Source organism: Thermotoga sp. KOL6 (assembly GCF_002866025.1).
GTDB lineage: Bacteria > Thermotogota > Thermotogae > Thermotogales > Thermotogaceae > Thermotoga.
The window spans coordinates 19,541-36,050 of sequence record NZ_LNDE01000003.1; the positions used below are offsets into that span (position 1 = coordinate 19,541).

At 41.3% G+C, this 16,510-nt stretch carries 18 protein-coding genes; 14 read left to right on the plus strand and 4 right to left on the minus strand.

Annotation, left to right across the window (positions count from 1 at the left end; all coding sequences use genetic code 11):
- The first annotated feature begins 12 nt into the window (after positions 1–12).
- The 4 genes from queD to folK are packed head-to-tail and all read left to right on the plus strand — an operon-like array spanning position 13 to position 2,439.
- Positions 13–375: a 6-carboxytetrahydropterin synthase QueD gene (queD, locus tag AS005_RS07225; RefSeq protein WP_101511047.1), complete on the plus strand. Its 363-nt coding sequence runs from the start codon at positions 13–15 to the stop codon at positions 373–375.
- Positions 372–1,151 (plus strand): GTP cyclohydrolase FolE2, encoded by a 780-nt coding sequence (gene folE2 / locus AS005_RS07230; protein WP_101511048.1) that lies wholly within the window; start codon positions 372–374, stop codon positions 1,149–1,151. Before queD ends, folE2 begins: the two co-directional genes overlap by 4 nt.
- Before the next feature lie 2 nt (positions 1,152–1,153).
- Positions 1,154–1,987, plus strand: a complete 834-nt coding sequence (folP, locus tag AS005_RS07235) for a dihydropteroate synthase (protein ID WP_101511049.1) — start codon at positions 1,154–1,156, stop codon at positions 1,985–1,987.
- Positions 1,987–2,439, plus strand: coding sequence for a 2-amino-4-hydroxy-6-hydroxymethyldihydropteridine diphosphokinase (gene folK / locus AS005_RS07240; protein WP_233186285.1), 453 nt, complete (start codon positions 1,987–1,989; stop codon positions 2,437–2,439). Before folP ends, folK begins: the two co-directional genes overlap by 1 nt.
- On the opposite strand, the gene AS005_RS07245 is transcribed toward folK, so the two are convergent.
- Both AS005_RS07245 and AS005_RS07250 read right to left on the minus strand, forming a co-directional pair.
- Complete coding sequence (locus AS005_RS07245; protein ID WP_101511051.1) at positions 2,423–3,502, minus strand: Xaa-Pro peptidase family protein; 1,080 nt, start codon at positions 3,500–3,502, stop codon at positions 2,423–2,425. The genes folK and AS005_RS07245 overlap by 17 nt on opposite strands.
- A 14-nt stretch (positions 3,503–3,516) precedes the next feature.
- A complete protein-coding gene (locus AS005_RS07250) occupies positions 3,517–5,256 on the minus strand; it encodes an ABC transporter ATP-binding protein (protein WP_199203881.1) in 1,740 nt (579 codons plus the stop codon).
- Positions 5,257–5,339: 83 nt separating this feature from the next.
- Here AS005_RS07250 and AS005_RS07255 point away from each other — a divergent pair, with 83 nt between their 5' ends.
- The 8 genes from AS005_RS07255 to AS005_RS07290 all read left to right on the plus strand — a co-directional run bounded on the left by AS005_RS07255 (position 5,340) and on the right by AS005_RS07290 (position 11,713).
- Positions 5,340–5,894 carry a hypothetical protein gene (locus tag AS005_RS07255; protein WP_101511052.1) on the plus strand — a complete coding sequence of 185 codons (555 nt, stop codon included), beginning with the start codon at positions 5,340–5,342 and terminating at the stop codon, positions 5,892–5,894.
- Between the two features lie 59 nt (positions 5,895–5,953).
- Complete coding sequence (locus AS005_RS07260) at positions 5,954–6,172, plus strand: hypothetical protein (RefSeq protein ID WP_199203882.1); 219 nt, start codon at positions 5,954–5,956, stop codon at positions 6,170–6,172.
- 92 nt (positions 6,173–6,264) lie between these two features.
- A complete protein-coding gene (locus tag AS005_RS07265; RefSeq protein ID WP_101511053.1) occupies positions 6,265–7,188 on the plus strand; it encodes a DUF362 domain-containing protein in 924 nt (307 codons plus the stop codon).
- 88 nt (positions 7,189–7,276) lie between these two features.
- Positions 7,277–7,735, plus strand: coding sequence for a ferrous iron transport protein A (locus AS005_RS07270; protein ID WP_101511054.1), 459 nt, complete (start codon positions 7,277–7,279; stop codon positions 7,733–7,735).
- Positions 7,710–9,719, plus strand: coding sequence for a ferrous iron transport protein B (feoB, locus tag AS005_RS07275; protein ID WP_101511055.1), 2,010 nt, complete (start codon positions 7,710–7,712; stop codon positions 9,717–9,719). The genes AS005_RS07270 and feoB overlap by 26 nt, the downstream gene beginning before the upstream one ends.
- The gene (locus AS005_RS07280) at positions 9,716–10,045 is read left to right on the plus strand and encodes a hypothetical protein (protein WP_101511056.1); all 330 of its coding nucleotides are present in this window, start codon (positions 9,716–9,718) and stop codon (positions 10,043–10,045) included. Before feoB ends, AS005_RS07280 begins: the two co-directional genes overlap by 4 nt.
- Entirely contained in the window at positions 10,042–11,124 is a 1,083-nt protein-coding gene (locus AS005_RS07285) for an alpha/beta fold hydrolase (protein ID WP_233186286.1), read from the plus strand. Before AS005_RS07280 ends, AS005_RS07285 begins: the two co-directional genes overlap by 4 nt.
- 16 nt (positions 11,125–11,140) lie before the next feature.
- Positions 11,141–11,713, plus strand: a complete 573-nt coding sequence (locus AS005_RS07290) for a carbohydrate-binding protein (protein WP_101511057.1) — start codon at positions 11,141–11,143, stop codon at positions 11,711–11,713.
- Positions 11,714–11,780: 67 nt separating this feature from the next.
- Here AS005_RS07290 and uxaC read toward each other — a convergent pair whose 3' ends face one another.
- Positions 11,781–13,133, minus strand: coding sequence for a glucuronate isomerase (uxaC, locus tag AS005_RS07295; protein WP_101511058.1), 1,353 nt, complete (start codon positions 13,131–13,133; stop codon positions 11,781–11,783).
- A 313-nt stretch (positions 13,134–13,446) separates the two neighbouring features.
- Between uxaC and AS005_RS07300 the strand changes: the two genes are divergently transcribed.
- Both AS005_RS07300 and uxuB read left to right on the plus strand, forming a co-directional pair.
- On the plus strand, positions 13,447–14,058 hold the full coding sequence (locus AS005_RS07300) for a bifunctional 4-hydroxy-2-oxoglutarate aldolase/2-dehydro-3-deoxy-phosphogluconate aldolase (protein WP_199203883.1): 612 nt from the start codon (positions 13,447–13,449) through the stop codon (positions 14,056–14,058).
- A gap of 49 nt (positions 14,059–14,107) precedes the next feature.
- Positions 14,108–15,712, plus strand: a complete 1,605-nt coding sequence (gene uxuB, locus AS005_RS07305; RefSeq protein ID WP_101511059.1) for a D-mannonate dehydrogenase UxuB — start codon at positions 14,108–14,110, stop codon at positions 15,710–15,712.
- A gap of 27 nt (positions 15,713–15,739) precedes the next feature.
- On the opposite strand, the gene AS005_RS07310 is transcribed toward uxuB, so the two are convergent.
- Positions 15,740–16,504, minus strand: a complete 765-nt coding sequence (locus AS005_RS07310) for an ABC transporter ATP-binding protein (RefSeq protein WP_101511060.1) — start codon at positions 16,502–16,504, stop codon at positions 15,740–15,742.
- Between the last annotated feature and the right edge of the window lie 6 nt (positions 16,505–16,510).

Below are 16,510 nucleotides of genomic sequence, written 5' to 3' on the forward strand. Positions count from 1 at the left end.
AGAGGTGAGAAAATGATATTGGTGAAGAGATTTTCTTTCGAAGCAGCGCACAACCTGACTAAATACCACGGAAAGTGTGAAAAATTGCATGGACACACTTACAGGTTGGCGGTCAAAGTAGAAGGTCCTTTGAACGAAGAGAAAATGGTCATAGATTTTTCAGAGCTGAAAAAAATCGTAGAAGAGAGAGTGATAAAGAAATTGGATCATACATATCTGAATGAACTTTTTGAGCAGCCAACAACGGAAAACGTGGCGATATGGATCTGGAAGCAACTCTCTAAACCGCTTGAAAGCCGTGGAGTACATCTTCTGGAAATAGAACTCTGGGAAACGGAGACAAGCGGGGTAATATACAGAGGTGAGGAAGATTGAGAGATGTTCAAAACGAAAAGGATCATAGAATGGTTCCTCTGAAAAAAGTGGGAATAAAAGATCTGAACTGGCCTTTAAAAGTTTTACTCAAAAACAACGGTTATCAATCTACAGTTGCTCACATAAATTGTTCAGTTGATCTTCACAGAGAAAAAAGAGGAATACACATGAGCAGATTTATAGAAGTTCTGAATAAGATGGAAATGATAACTCCTCATGTTTTCGAAGAAATATTGGACGACCTCATAGTAACAATGGAGGCAAAGAGAGCTCACTTGGAGATTCACTTCCCGTACTTCGTGTGGAAAGAATCCCCTGTTACTCGTAAAATGTCACCTTTGAAAGTAGATTGTTTTGTGGAAGCTGAAAGAAGCAAAACCTTTTCTTTCAAAATAGGAGTAAAAGTTCCTGTACACACTCTTTGCCCGTGCTCTAAAGAAATAAGTGATCACGGTGCTCACAACCAAAGGGCTTTCGTTGAAATACAGGTGAAAACGAAAAAATTCATATGGTTCGAAGATCTGGTGGAAATAGCCGAGAGAAATGCGAGCTCACCATTGTATACTCTTCTCAAAAGGCCTGATGAAAAGTTCGTTACGGAACGAGCTTATGAAAACCCAAAGTTCGTTGAAGACGTGGCGAGGGATGTTGCTCTGGAACTGGAAAGGGACAACAGAATCGCTTGGTACAGGGTGTACGTAGAGAGTATGGAGAGCATTCACAACCACAATGCCTTCGCATGTGTAGAAAAAGGTGATTTCATTCTGGAGGGATGAAAGTGATCTACAGAACTCCGTGGGACAGAGAGATCGTATTCGACAGAACCATGATAATGGGAATCATTAACGTGACACCCGATTCATTCTTTGCGGATTCGAGGAAACAGAGCGTGCCTGAAGCAGTCAAAACCGCTGAGAAAATGATAGAAGAAGGTGTTGACATAATAGACGTGGGTGGTATGTCCACCCGCCCTGGATCGGATCCAGTGGATGAAGAGGAAGAGATGAGGAGAGTAATTCCCGTGATAAAAGCTATTAGAGCTGTAACAAACATTCCTATATCTGTGGACACCTACAGATGGAAAGTCGCATTGAAAGCTATAGAAGCTGGAGCAGATATCGTTAACGACATCAGCGGTTACCAGTTCGATCCCGAAATCATTAAAGTTGTCTCGGAAAACAATGTTCCTTACGTGTTAATGCACATCAAAGGAACTCCCAAGACCATGCAAGAAAATCCATTTTACGAAAATGTGATAAGAGAAATAAAGGAATATTTTCGTACCAAAATAAACGACCTCGTATCGAAAAATGTCAAGCAGATTATCTTGGATCCAGGAATTGGATTCGGTAAAAGATACGAAGACAACCTCGAAATCCTCAGAAAAATAGACAGTTTTAAAGAATTTGGATTCCCACTGCTTGTTGGTGCTTCAAGAAAATCTTTCATAGGTCTCGCTCTTGGTAATGTTCCACCATCAGAGAGATTAGAAGGCACACTAGCTGTTACAGCGTATTGTGTAATGAAGGGTGTTAACATAGTGAGAGTACACGACGTTTTGGCAAACAAAAGGGTAATCAAAATGATGGAGGCGATACTCTGGCAAGGGTAGTGATAGCGCTAGGAAGCAATCTTGGAAATAGAAAAGCGAACATAGAAACCGCTATCGAAAAAATGAAAGAAAAAGGTCTCTCGATAGAAAAGATCTCAACAATAGTAGAGACGGAACCTTACGGTTATGTAAACCAGCCAAAGTTTTTGAACGCTGTTTGTCTTGCAAATACGTCTCTATCCCCCAGAGGTCTTCTAGAAACACTCTTGAGCATAGAAAAAGAGATGGGAAGAAAGAGGACAAGAAAGTGGGGACCCAGAATTATAGACCTAGACATTATATTCTACAATGAACTCGTTGTTAGGGAAAAAGACTTGGTCATACCACATCCTGATGCCCACAACAGGTTTTTCGTGTTGGAACCCCTGTGTGAAATAGCTCCAAATTTTGTACACCCTGTTTTTAAAAAAACAGTGCGAGAGCTTTTGGACGATCTCAGACAACGAAAATAGATCTTGGTAGTGTGGTGAGTATTTCACATCCTTGCTCTTTCAAAACCACATCCTCTTCTATCCTAATTCCAAATTCACCTTCCAGATAAATTCCAGGCTCTATCGTGACAACAGCATTTTCAGGAAGAGGAGAGTCATTCCTAAAGCTCACCACAGGACCTTCATGAACCTCAAGACCTATTCCGTGCCCTAAACTGTGTCCGAAGAACTCTCCATATCCTTTCTCCGATATGTAATCTCTCGCTATAGAATCGAGCTGCTTTCCCGTCAAACCTGCTTTGGCGTTTTTGAGAGCCCTTTCCTGTGCCTCCAGAACGATTTCATGTATTTCTCTTACGCGGTCAGAAGGTTCACCAATACAAACAACACGAGTGATGTCCGCACAGTAGTTTTCATAGACTGCTCCGAAATCCACAACAATCACGTCTCCCCTCTCCACAACTTTCTCTGATGCTTTCCCATGGGGAAGTGCAGATCGCCAACCAGAAGCTACTATTGTATCAAAAGCCGTCCCTTCGGCTCCCTCTCTTCTCATATTGTATTCGAGAAGAGCGGCTATTTCCTTTTCCGTCATACCCGCTTTTATCTGCTGAACAGTTTCAAGAAATGCCCTTTCAGAGATCTCTATGGCTTGTTTTATCGCCTCGATTTCATTTTCATCTTTTATCATCCTCAAACGTTTTACTTCCTCGTCAAAACCGACAAACTTTCTCTTTCCGAGAGCAGTTGAAATCCTCCTAAACAAAGCCAAAGATAGTCTTTCCTCTTCGAGAGCGATTGTTTTCAAATTAAGATCGCTTACCACGGTCTTTAAAACCTCGACAAAATCACCGTTTCTTACCTCCCTCACTTCAAAATCGGTTTCCTGTTTAGCCTGGCTGGTGTATCTCGGGTCGGTGATAAGAATCTTAGCGTTCTCAGAAATGAGAATGATTGAGAAAGAACCGGTAAATCCTGAAAAATAGAACGAAGAAGCTCTCGAAGAGTTTTCAATGTTCACCACGAGAAAAGCGTCTGCACCCTTTTCATTGATTAGCTCCGTTACTTTCTCAATTCGCTCCATATTTGTTTCCCTCCTCAAACACTCTCAAATTGAATTTGGTAAAGCTTGTAGTACACACCTTTCTTTTTGAGGAGATCAGAGTGCCTTCCTCTTTCTACAACTCTCCCCTCATGAACCACTACTATTTCGTCTGCGTCTTTTACAGTAGAAAGCCTGTGAGCGATCATTATCACCGTTCTTTCGCGCGAAAGTTCCCTCAGAGATTCCTGAATTCTCATTTCCGTTATCACGTCCACATTGCTGGTTGCCTCATCAAGGATGAAAATTTTAGCATCGAATAAGACCGCCCGGGCGAGAGCGATAAGTTGTCTTTCTCCTGCGGAAAGCGTGGTTCCTCTTTCCACAATCTCGTAATATATACCACCTGGCAATCTTTCTATTATGTCCAATGCATGAACTCTCTCTAAGGCCTCCAGAACCTGGTTCTCCGAAATTGTTTCATCGAAGAGACGTATGTTATCCAAAATCGTACCGCTGAAAAGTAGAACATCTTGAGGGACAGCAGCTATCTGCTTTCTGGCGAATCTCAGGTTGTATTCGAGCAGAGGAATATTGTCGATGTATATGGTTCCTCTCTGCGGCACGTAAAGACCGTTGATAAGACTCATCAACGTAGATTTCCCGGCACCTGTTTCTCCAACTATTGCATAAAGCTTTCCAGGGTGAAAGTCCAGATTCACATCTCTCAGAATCCAATCATTTCCATTGTAGGAGAACCAAACATTTTCGAAACGTAGAAAACCCTTAAAAATCCGACGCGGCCCATCTGGATTCCCAATGAACTCTCTCTTTTCTTTCAAAAGATTCACTATTTTCTCGGAAGAAGCCATGGAGTTCTGGATTATATCGTACTTTTCAGAAAGATCTCTCAAGGGTCTGAAGAACATGTCAAGATAGGACACAAAAGCGTAGAGAACTCCAAAACCAAGTGTTTTGTTCGTTACATACTTCGCGCCGTACCATATAATGAGGCTGACACCCAAGAAGTAAAGAAAATCCATTAGCGGTCTGAAAATACCAAAAACATATAGTTGTTCCATCAAAGATTTGTAGTAGTCGGATGAAACCTTTGAAAACTCTTTCTCTTTGTATTTCTCAAGATTCAGGATCTTGATGATACTCACACCAGCTATGTGTTCCGCCAAGAATGCATTGAGCCGAGCAAGGTTGGTTCTGACTTTCCTGTAAGCTTTCCTGTCGAAGTATCGGAAAAGCAGAATGGAAACCGCCACGAGTGGAAGAAGATAGTAAACATGACCGAAAAGTTCTTTACTGATTTGAACTAACGAAAAGATCACTGCTCCCAAAAGAAGGACGTCCATTATCACACTTGTAACAACAGAAGAGAAAAATTCTTGAATGTTCTGAGTGTCATTGACTATTCTCGTCGTGATGGTCCCAGAAGGCGTTCTTGTGAAAAAAGAATATGGAAGAGAAATGACATGGGAAAACACATCTTTTCTCATGAGAAAGACTATCTTTGCTCCTGCATAACCTGTTACATAGCTACTAGCGAATCCAAAAAGGAAAGAAAGAGCCCGTATTCCGAGTATAGCAAGAGCTATCGAGACAACTCCGTGGAAACGATCGGCTGATGATAACCCCCGTCCCGTGAGGAAAGCATCAATTGCCGTCTTCATAAGGCGAGGCGGTAGTACTTCCAGTATCGTAAGAATCAAGGAAAGTAATGTGCCTACAAGAAAAAGATACCAATACCTTTTGGCATACATCAACAGAAACTTCTCAGGACTCAAAATTACCACCTCTAAGTTGAAATTTTACCACTTCAGTGTGTTATAATCGAATGTGAAAAATCTATTAAGAGGAGGGAGCTTTCATGAAAAAATTTTTTGTGGCGCTGCTTGTAATCGTCGCAGCAGGTTTGTTCGCCTTCTCTATGGAGGATTTGAAACTCAGTTTCTTTGGAAATTACAATTTCACCGTTAGTGTTTCTTCAACTCCCACAACCGTTGAAGCAACCGCAGCTAGCTACTTTGACCTAGGATTGGATCTCACTTATCCAGTGGCGGAAAACATGGAGCTGGGTCTTGGGCTGGGATTCGCATACCTTATTGATTCTACTGCTTCTCCGCTGTTTTCTGTAGATGCAACACCGAGCCAAGCCGCTGTTGACCTCTTCGCCGTTTTCAAGTATTCTGTCGAGCTTGACAGAGAGTCCAGAATAGTCATAAGAGGGTTCGGTGGAGCAAGCTGGCCGTGGGAAAAAATCGCTCTTGACAGATTCGGATGGATGTTCGGAGCAGGTGTCAACTACAGCAAATATTTTGAGGATTTCATTGTTGGGTTCGGCGCAGGTGTTGAAATGAGGATCTATGGAAAGAATAGTGTGATCTCTGTTCCCGTTGGAGCGAACTTTGAAATCAACTTCTGAACGTTCGAAAGGAAACATTACCGGGGGCTTTTGCCCCCTTTTGTTTTGAGGTGATAAGGGTGGATAAAGAAAAATATGTGAAAGGAATAGAAAAAGCTCTCCAAAGAATCGCCGCACGTGATCTGAAAGATATAGATGTATCTGAAATATGGATAGAGACCGCCTTGCCAAAAGATCTCATTCTTGAAATTTTGAAAGAAAGCAATTTAAACGTACCCCCAGGTATTGAAATTATAAAGGATGGGAGGGAAATCCTCTGGAAAAGGTCTGGATCCTGAACGCAAAGGATTACGAAAGCGCACGTTTAAAGCTTCTAGAGCTTCTAAACACTCACTTTTCCAATCTCTTTTCCAGAGGAGATCGTGTTCTTGTGAAACCAAATTTAATCGCTGCCAGAAAACCAGAGGAAGCTGCCACAACCCATCCAACAATCTTGAGAACAGTTCTCGAATATTTGCTAGACAAGGGTGTACAACCTTTTGTTGGAGATAGCCCGGCGTTCAGCAATTTCAAAAGAGTGGTGAAAGTTACAAGAGTTGAAGAGGTTTGTGAAGAACTCAAGGTTCCTCTCACTCCCTTGGACGATCCTATCGAAGTGAACGGGGAAATATTCAGAAAAATAAAAATCTCACGGAAAGTTCTTGAGGCTGATAAAGTAGTTAATCTTCCAAAGTTCAAAACTCATTCTCAAATGGTAATGACTCTTGGGGTAAAAAACACTTTCGGATGTGTAACGGGGTTGGAGAAATCTTCTTGGCACATGCGCGCAAAGAATTACGATGATTTCGCTAATCTTTTGATAGATATACATCGAATCGTTTCTCCTATCTTGACAGTTCTGGATGGTATCGAGGGTATGGAAGGGAACGGTCCAACAAATGGAAGGAAGAAAAACTTTGGAATCATAGCAGTATCAAGGAATGCCTTTGCCTTAGACGACGCTATATGTTCCTTTCTTGGTATAGATCATCTTGTTTACACAGTGAAAAATGCACGAAGGAGGATGGTCACACCTGAATACGAAGTCTTTGGTTCATTTTCTTCTACTATTCAACTTCCTTCGACTGTGTCCACCTTCGAAAGATTCTCCAGAGCATTTTCGAGATTCTTCGTTAAATACCCCAGCATAGACAAGAGAAGATGTATAAAATGTAGGCTGTGTGAAGAAAGGTGTCCTGCCTCAGCGATTGATATCTCCAAGCAAGAGATCGATTATCAAAAGTGCATAAGATGTTATGTCTGCCACGAAGTATGCCCTCAAAATGCTATAAAACTTGTCAGAAAGCTTATATAATATTTGCATATATTGAGAAAAACGGAATTTCGGTGATATAATTTCTCTGTACAATGTTGAGAATGATTCTCAAAAAGGAGGAAAAAAGATGAGGCTTTCAGATCTCGTACCTGGTCTTCGTGCAAAAATTAAAAACTTGGATTTCCATGGAGATACTCATGAAAAACTTGTAGGGATGGGATTCGTACCGGGCGAAGAGGTTGAGATTGTTCAGGTGGCGCCCTTTGGAGATCCTATTGTCTGTAGAGTAGGACAAAGAAACATTACTCTAAGAAAAAGAGATGCTGAGAATATAGAAGTGGAAGTGCTATCCGAGGTTGTTCCTCTTCTCATAGCGAGAGACGGCATTTACGAAGTTGTGGCAATGAGAGGTGGAAGAAATTTTGCTCTCAGGATGAGGGCTTTAGGAATAGAAAAAGGTAAAAGAATACGCGTTTCCGGTGGTACGTATTACATCGAAAACAGACGTATTGCTCTTGGAAGAGGAGAGGCCATGAAGATTTGGGTGAGGAGGATCGGAAATGGCCCTGAAAAGTTCGATTCGTGAAAAAGAAGCCTCTCTCCAAACGATCAAAGTTGCTCTTGCAGGTTGTCCAAACGTTGGAAAAACTAGCCTTTTCAACGCTTTAACAGGAACGAAGCAGTACGTTGCCAATTGGCCAGGTGTCACAGTCGAGAAAAAAGAAGGCTTTTTCGATTACGAAGGATACAAGATTCATCTTGTCGATCTCCCTGGAACGTATTCTCTGGGATACTCCTCCATGGACGAAAAAATAGCGCGTGATTACATTTTAAAAGGAAATGCAGATATCGTGGTTGTTGTAGGGGACTCCGTCAATCCTGAACAGAGTTTATACCTATTACTCGAAATATTGGAAATGGAAAAAAAGGTGATATTAGCCCTCACTGCAATAGACGAAGCTAAAAAAGTTGGAATTAAAATCGACAGATATGAGCTCCAGAAGCATTTGGGAGTCCCGGTTGTCTTCACTTCATCCGTTACAGGAGAAGGAATCGAAGAACTCAAGGAAAAAATAGTAGATTACTCCCAGAAAGAAGATGTTCTTCACAGAATATTGATAAGATACGGGGATGATATAGAACGCAGGATATCTCAAATTGAGAGATTCCTTCACAGTAAAAGAATAAAAGTGAGTCCAAGATATTTTGCCTTGAAGTACCTTTCTGGTGATCCAGAATTTTACAAAGAAGGAGTGAAGATGGGTTTACCCGAGCTCGATGAAGAAGAAAGAATAGGTTACCGTCTCCTCATCTCCAAGAAAAAAAGGGAATACATCGAGAATGTCATAAAAGAAGCCTATTCAAACGCTATGGGAAAACCTTTTTCCTTGTCCGAAGCTATAGACCATGTATTGACGCACAAATTCCTCGCCTTTCCCTTGTTTTTTGCTCTAATGTATCTTGTGTTCAAATTCACATTTGATATCGCTCAGGTCTTTGCCGATTTGTTGGATTCAGCTTTTTCTCACTTGGGATCCTTTTTAGTAAATTCCTTCGGTGAGAATCTCTTCACTTCGTTCCTTGCCGATGGTATAGTCGGCGGTGTGGGAAGTGTTTTGGTGTTTGTTCCCAACATTTTTGCAATGTTTCTGGCCCTCGGCTTTTTGGAGGAAAGTGGTTATCTTCCAAGAGCCGCTTTTGTGATGGATAGAATCATGGAAAAGTTCAAGCTGAGTGGGAGAGCTTTCATGTCTCTTATTCTTGGATTTGGTTGTAACGTGCCTTCAATTATGGCCACTCGATCGATCGATGACCCAAAAGAAAGGCTCGTCACGATATTGATCGCCCCATTCATGAGTTGTAGTGCTAGGTTGCCAGTTTATCTTCTCATTTTGAGGATCTTCTTCCCGAATTATTCTGCTGCTATGCTTTTCATGATTTACTCTCTCAGCATATTGGTAACTCTTCTTTCATCCGTGGTTATAAACTGGCTGTTCTATCGGGGGAAAACTTCTCCTCTTATAATGGAACTCCCAAGATACAGGTTACCAACGTTCAGAAATCTGTACATTTATACTTGGAACAGGGGAAAACACTTTCTGAAGAAGGCTGGAACGATCATCTTCGTCTCTGCGATACTCATATGGGTCTTGAGTTATTTCCCTGCCGGTGGTGATGTGGAAAAAAGTTTTTCTGCAATGATTGGAAAATCTTTGGAATGGATTTTTAAACCTTTCGGTTATTCCTGGAAAATCGTCACATCTCTTTTCTACGGTGCTGTAGCGAAAGAAGTTATCGTTTCTACCATGGCGATGCTCTATGGATTCCAAGAGGAAACTCTGTCCGGAGCCAAAGAAGCACTGGCGATGGAAATGGACCCTGTTTCTGCCATTTCTTTTCTCCTATTTGTCATGGCTTACATTCCGTGTTTTGCAACGATCGCCACTATTTATTCTGAGACAAACAGTCTGAAATGGACTCTGTTTTCCATAGGATACTCACTGACTGTAGCATACAGCATTTCACTTCTTGCCTTTTATTTGGGTAAAATGGTGGTGATGCTCGTATGAATGTTCTCATGTTCTTTTTGACAATGCTTTCTGCCGTTTTTTATATGAGAGAGGATTTTCTTTTTGGAATCTTTCTCGGCGTGGTCTCTCTAGTGTTTCTTTTCGGTGCCTTCGAAACATCTAAAGAGAAGTACAAGGCACATTTGTTCGTTGGGAGTGTGATCGTTCTCTTCTTTGCAGGGATGAGTCTTTTGGAATACTCGGTCGGCTTCTTAAAGCCCCTTTTGGGTGAAGAGAAGGAGGGATTATCACTGGGTAACTTTATTTTGTTTTTTGAAGGCGTAGTTTCTCTCTTCTTTGTCTTCAAGAAAAGGGTGATAGGGTGAGGGTAAAAATCGTACTTTTTTCCCTCTTTTTCGGAGTGCTTACGTTCGGGTTCAATTTGATTCTGGAATCCACTCCTACTTTGTACGATGTGGTGGAATATTACGCTGGTGATTGGTGTATATTCAGAATGGTGTACGATGGAACTGTTGATCCGTACAATCCTCCTCTCCTCGAAACAAACGCAACAGTCGTTGGAAAGGTAATAAAGTGGAAAAGTCCCACGGAGAAATTGATAGAAATTCATCGAGATGAGTCCACTTTAAATTTGATAGTAATCCATGGAATGGACGCTAGAGAATACACTGGAGAAATGACCCCCTACAAAAAAGAGATCATCAAGATATTCAAAGAGTTGGGAGAAAGATTTAAAATAAACACTTTCTTGTTCGTGTATCCAACGCTTCTTGCTGATCCCAACAAATCAGCAGAAGCTTTTTTGAAACTCACCAAAAACATGGACAAAATCATCATTTTTGCACACAGCATGGGAGGTATCATAGCCGAACACATCGCAAACAAAAATCCAAATAATGTAAAAGGAATCATTTTTTCAGGAACACCACATCTTGGAAGTCCACTAGCCGATATAATATTCATTGACCCAAACGAATACGAAAAAGAATTGTTCATATCAAAGAAAGAAGCAGAAAATCTTAGAGCAGCTTTGTTCGTTTCTTATGCTGGATTCAGTGTGATATACGCTCCCGGATATAAGTACTTAACATGGGGGAGGGAACCGAAGTATTTCTCCAAAATACCCTTTGTGAATCTTGCTGGAGATATACCATTAGAAGGTGTGAAAAGCATTCCTGAAGTCTTCATAAATCTTGTGACTACATCCGCATGGGATACTCTGGGACTCATGGGTTTGAAGCTATTGGCAAACAGCGTATCAGTTTTGAAAGAAGATTTCAAAAGAACCGATGGCATGGTTCCATACATTAGCGCTTCTTATGGCGGAAACACTCTTACTTTTAACGCAGATCATGAAGATCTCTACAAACGAAAGGACATAATTTTGGAAGGAATTTCCTACCTTTTGCTCAGGATTTTAGAAAATGATAGAATGAATTGGTGAGAAAGGGGATGATAACGTGAAAAGTTTGTTTATTTCCCTCTCAATAAGTCTCTTTTTACTTGCAGCATGCACTCTAACGACTATGTTCACCACTCCTCCCATAGAGCAAAACATAACAGAAACACAGTGGATTAGTGCTACAATTGAATCTTCGGAGTCAACCTTCACTGTTGTTACACAGTCAGAACTCCCCGGAGCAGATGAGCACGGAACAGTTGTTTATGTTTCTCCTTCATCAACCGATACAACGGGGTTCATCAGTGTATGGTTTGATTTGAAAAAACTGCTCGGTGAAGAAGTGGGAATAAACGATTCTTTGCATTTTTCGATCGACGTTTTACAAACAAGAGTAAATCAAGCTACAGTGACGATGAACATAATTGAAGAAGACACTGAAACGGTAATATCCACAAAACTCCTCACAAAGAACGAATGGGAAACCTTTGAAGCGACTTATACACTTTCAGAAGATCCTGACAATCTAAGCAAGTTCCTCCTTGGGATAGTAGCCTCAGATCCCGCCACGCTTGATTTTTACATTGACGATCTAAAAATAAGTATCCAATTTTCAAGTGGCGGAGTCTCATAGCCTATGGAAATATCTTTCCCCTAACTCATTCAGGAAAAGCTATAAGGGCGAAAAATGCGACATATCGTTAAAAGAAAAGAGTCTTTGGTCCGTCGTAACACACGTGCTTCACGAGGCTTTTAGCTTCTCTGATAGGCACTTGTCCTCTTTCTACCATTTCTCCTACCACGTTCGAAAGAACTCTTCTGAATACTTCTGTACGCGAACCAAAGGAAAGCAATTTCCTGGAATCTGTTACCATTCCTGCGAGGTTGTAAAGAAGATCCACAGAAGCTAAGTATTTCAAATGTACCTCCATACCGAAAGGACTGTCATTGAACCACCAAGGTGCGCCTACGAACACATTTGGAAACGCTCTGGAGATGGTTGCAATCGTTGGAAGATGGGTCGGATCGAGAACATACAAAACGATTTTCAATTTTCCATCGAACTCGTTTAAGAAATATTCAAGACCTTCTGCGATCCTTAGGAAGTTGGTAGAGATATCCCCCCCGGAGTCCGGTCCCAGTGTTCTGAAGAGTTTCTTTCTATAATCCCTCAATGCCCCTATATGAAGCTGTGTAACCCAATTCATCTCTTGATTCATTTTCCCAAACTGAACCATCATGAAAGCCTTGTAATCGTTGATTTCCTCTTGTGAAAGTTTTTCACCCTTAAAAGCCTTCCTGTGGATTCCTTCTGCCCGCTTTCTTTCCACATAATGGATGAGTGGTTCAAGTAAGGCATGATCACTAGCTACGCATCCATGCGCCTTGAAATGTTCATGGGACTTCCACAAAGCACTCAAGAAACCTTCTAAATTCGAGGTGTCTTCCCCATATCTTTCTCCAAGGCGTTCCAAGTATGCTTTCCAATCTTCTTTTTCCAGGTTCATCGCCTTGTCTGGCCTCCAAGTAGGAAGTATTTTCACATCTTCCACAACCTCTTGAGCTTTTCTATGGTACTCTAGAGTATCGATGGGATCATCTGTTGTACAAAGAATCTCTACCCCCATATCTTTAAGAAGCTTCTGAGGAGTCATTGAAGGAAGTAACTTCTTTGTTTCCTCCCATATTTCTTCTGCAGTTTCCTCTGATATCACTTTCTTTATGTTGAATCTTCTCCATAGATCGAGATGGATCCATTCGTAAGTGGGATTCCCTACAAACTTTGGAAGCACTTTTGCAAGAGCGAACCATTTTTCTTTATCGTCCATAGAACCAGTTATGTATTCTTCTGAAACCCCACATCTTCTCATCAATTCCCATACGTAATGATCCGTTGCACCTTCGACCTCCCAAATGTCGTTCCAAGGCTTATTTTCAACAATATCTTTCGCGCTCAGATGGTTATGCGGATCAACTATGGGAAGTTCTTTCACCTCGTTGAACAATTTCTCAGCAGCTTTGTTTGTCAAAAGATATTTCTCCCCGAGGAACATGAGATCACCTCCTACTGTTGTGAAAACGGTCTTTCAAAAAGAAAGTCATTTGGTATTATTATAATGATCAAGTTGAGGAAAACAAAACAAAAGAAAAGATATTAGAAATTCCAGAGTAGGGTACAATTCGCTTTGTTCAAAAAGAAACCCTCTTGAGATTTTGGGGCAATCCTTCCACGATAAAATTTGAACTAAAGAACGATATCGAAATTTGAGAGCGGATCTTTCGTAAAAAATTAAAATTCGGCAGCAAAGAGAAGTTCTTTGTTTGTTGAAATCGCTTACTAAATATCAGATATCAGGAGGGATAATGATGGAAAAACTCCTAGAAAAACACAAGATCGTAGCTGTGCTCAGGTCAGGAAGTGTGGAGGAAGCAAAAGAAAAAGCTCAAGCTGTTTTCAAAGGAGGAGTGTGTCTCATCGAAATTACCTTCACCGTTCCAAATGCAGAGACCGTGATCAGAGAAATTTCGTTTTTAAAGGAAAAGGGTGCCATTATAGGAGCAGGTACCGTTACAAATGTTGAACAATGCAAAAAAGCCATCGAGAGTGGTGCAGAATACATCATCAGTCCTCATTTGGATGAAGAAATTTCGCAATATTGTAAAGAAAGAGGGGTTTTCTACATGCCGGGCGTTATGACTCCCACCGAGATCGTGAAGGCTATGAAATTAGGTCATACGATATTGAAACTCTTTCCTGGCGAACTACTGGGACCAAAATTCGTGAAATTAATGAAAGGGCCTTTCCCAAACGTAAAATTCGTACCCACAGGAGGTGTAAACTTGAACAATGTTTGCGAATGGTTCGAAGCAGGTGTTTTGGCAGTTGGTGTTGGTAGCGCACTCGTGAAAGGTACAACGGATGAGGTGACAAAAAAGGCGCAGGCTTTCGTCAAAAAAATAAAAGAATGCACGGAATGAAAGTGGTAACGTTTATGAAAACTGCAATGTCAAGAAGGAGGTGTAAGAAATGCGTTTAAACCGCGAAACAGTGAAAGAAAGAGAAGCATGGGAAAGAATAGGGGTTAGACCTCCTTATTTCGACCTCGAAAAGGTAGAGAAAAACACAAAAGAAAGGCCAAAGTGGGTTCATTTCGGTGGAGGAAACATTTTTAGAGGGTTTGTTGCCGCCGTACTCCAAAACCTCTTAGAAGAGGGAAAAGAGGATACAGGAATAAATGTGATTGAGCTCTTCGACTACGAAGTGATAGACAAGGTTTATACTCCCTACGACAACCTTTCGATAGCCGTTACCATAAAACCCGATGGTAATTTCGAGAAGAGAATCATAGCAAGCGTAGGAGAAGCACTCAAGGGTGACCCAACGCTCCCAGATTGGAACAGAATAAAAGAAATTTTCAGGAGTCCGTCTCTTCAGTTTGCTTCTTTGACGATCACGGAAAAAGGGTACAATATTGAAGACCAAACTGGAAATCTTTTCCCACAAGTCGTGGAAGACATGAAAAGCGGACCGTCTTCTCCTCGAACCTCGATGGGTAAGGTTACCGCCCTTTTGTACGAAAGATTCAAGGCTGGCAATTTACCTGTTGCGTTCCTCAGTCTTGACAATTTTTCTAGAAACGGTGAAAAACTTTATAATTCTGTGAGAAAAATTGCAGAAGAATGGGTAAAAAACAATCTAGTAGAAGAAGATTTCCTCACCTATTTGGAAAGAGGGGTTTCGTTTCCGTGGAGTATGATCGACAAGATCGTTCCAGGGCCTTCCGATTTTACCAAGAAACACCTTGAAGATTTAGGAATTGAAGGCATGGAAATTTTCGTCACATCGAAAAAGACTCATATTGCTCCTTTTGTGAATATGGAATGGGCACAGTACCTCGTTATAGAAGACTCTTTCCCCAACGGGAGGCCAAAACTTGAGGGAGCGGACAGGAATGTTTTCTTAACGGACAGAGAGACTGTCGAAAAAGCAGAGAGGATGAAAGTAACCACCTGCTTGAATCCCCTTCATACAGCTTTAGCGGTTTTTGGATGTCTGCTGGGGTACAAAAAAATTGCCGATGAGATGAGAGATCCTCTTCTAAGAAAGCTTGTTGAGGGGGTAGGAGAAGAAGGGATAAAAGTTGTGGTTGATCCTGGCATCATCAATCCGAGAGAATTTTTAAACGAGGTGATAAATATCCGTCTTCCTAACCCGTACCTACCGGATACTCCTCAAAGGATAGCAACGGATACTTCACAGAAGATGCCTGTTAGATTTGGAGAAACGATAAAATCTTATCACGAAAGACCAGACTTGGATCCTAAAGACTTGAAATATATTCCTCTTGTGATAGCTGGATGGTGTCGATATTTGATGGGAATCGATGACGAAGGCAGAGAAATGCAATTGAGTCCAGATCCCCTTTTAGAAAATCTCACATCGTATGTTTCGAAGATAAAGTTCGGCGATCCTGACTCAATAGACGATCATTTGAAACCCATTCTTTCCAGTCCTCAACTATTCCGAGTGAACCTTTATGAAGTTGGACTTGGAGAGAAAGTGGAAGGACTGTTCAAGAAGATGATCACAGGTCCAGGAGCGGTGAGGAAGACGCTTGAAGAAGCTGTGTAAAGCAAATAAAGCGTTATCTCCAAGAATTCATTTGAGGAAAGCCAAAGGTTTACCTGTGATGGGATGTTTTATGACAACAAATTCCGCTTCATAAATTTCTTGGAGCACCCTTTCGCTTATCACTTCATCGGGTGCTCCGATTTTTATCATCTCACCGTCCTTCATCGCTGCCAATCTGTCGCAAAGGTGTGAAGCAACGTTCACATCATGAAAAACCGCCACCACTGTTTTTCCAGACTTTTGGAGCTTTTTCATCACATCTCCAACGAGAATCACGTTGCTGTAATCCAGATGTGCGGTCAACTCATCCACAAGAATTATCCTTGTGTCCTGAGCAATAGCTTTTGCGAGAACCACCTTTCTTCTTTCTCCTGAACTCAGCGTTCCGATGTTCCTTGAGGAGTGTTGAAAAGTATTAGTCATTTTCATGCTTTTCAATACTATTTTTTCATCTTCTACAGTCGTACTTTCTAAAAGACCAAGGTGCGGAAGTCTGCCCATTTCAACTATCTCCTTTACGGTAAAGTTATAGGATGGGAAGAAATCTTGGGAAACGAAGGTAACGATTTTCGCCATTTCTTTTCTCGGAGTTTTCCATGGTATTTTTCCAAAGAGACAAACCGTTCCTTTTTGTGGTTTCAGAAGCCCTACCAAGATCTTCAACAAAGTTGTCTTTCCAGATCCGTTCGGACCGATTATCCCAAAAAATTCCCCTTCACTTATAGAGAAATTCACATTTTTCAACGAAAATCCTGTCTTATAGCTGAATGAAAGATTTTCTACCCTCACCACTTCCCT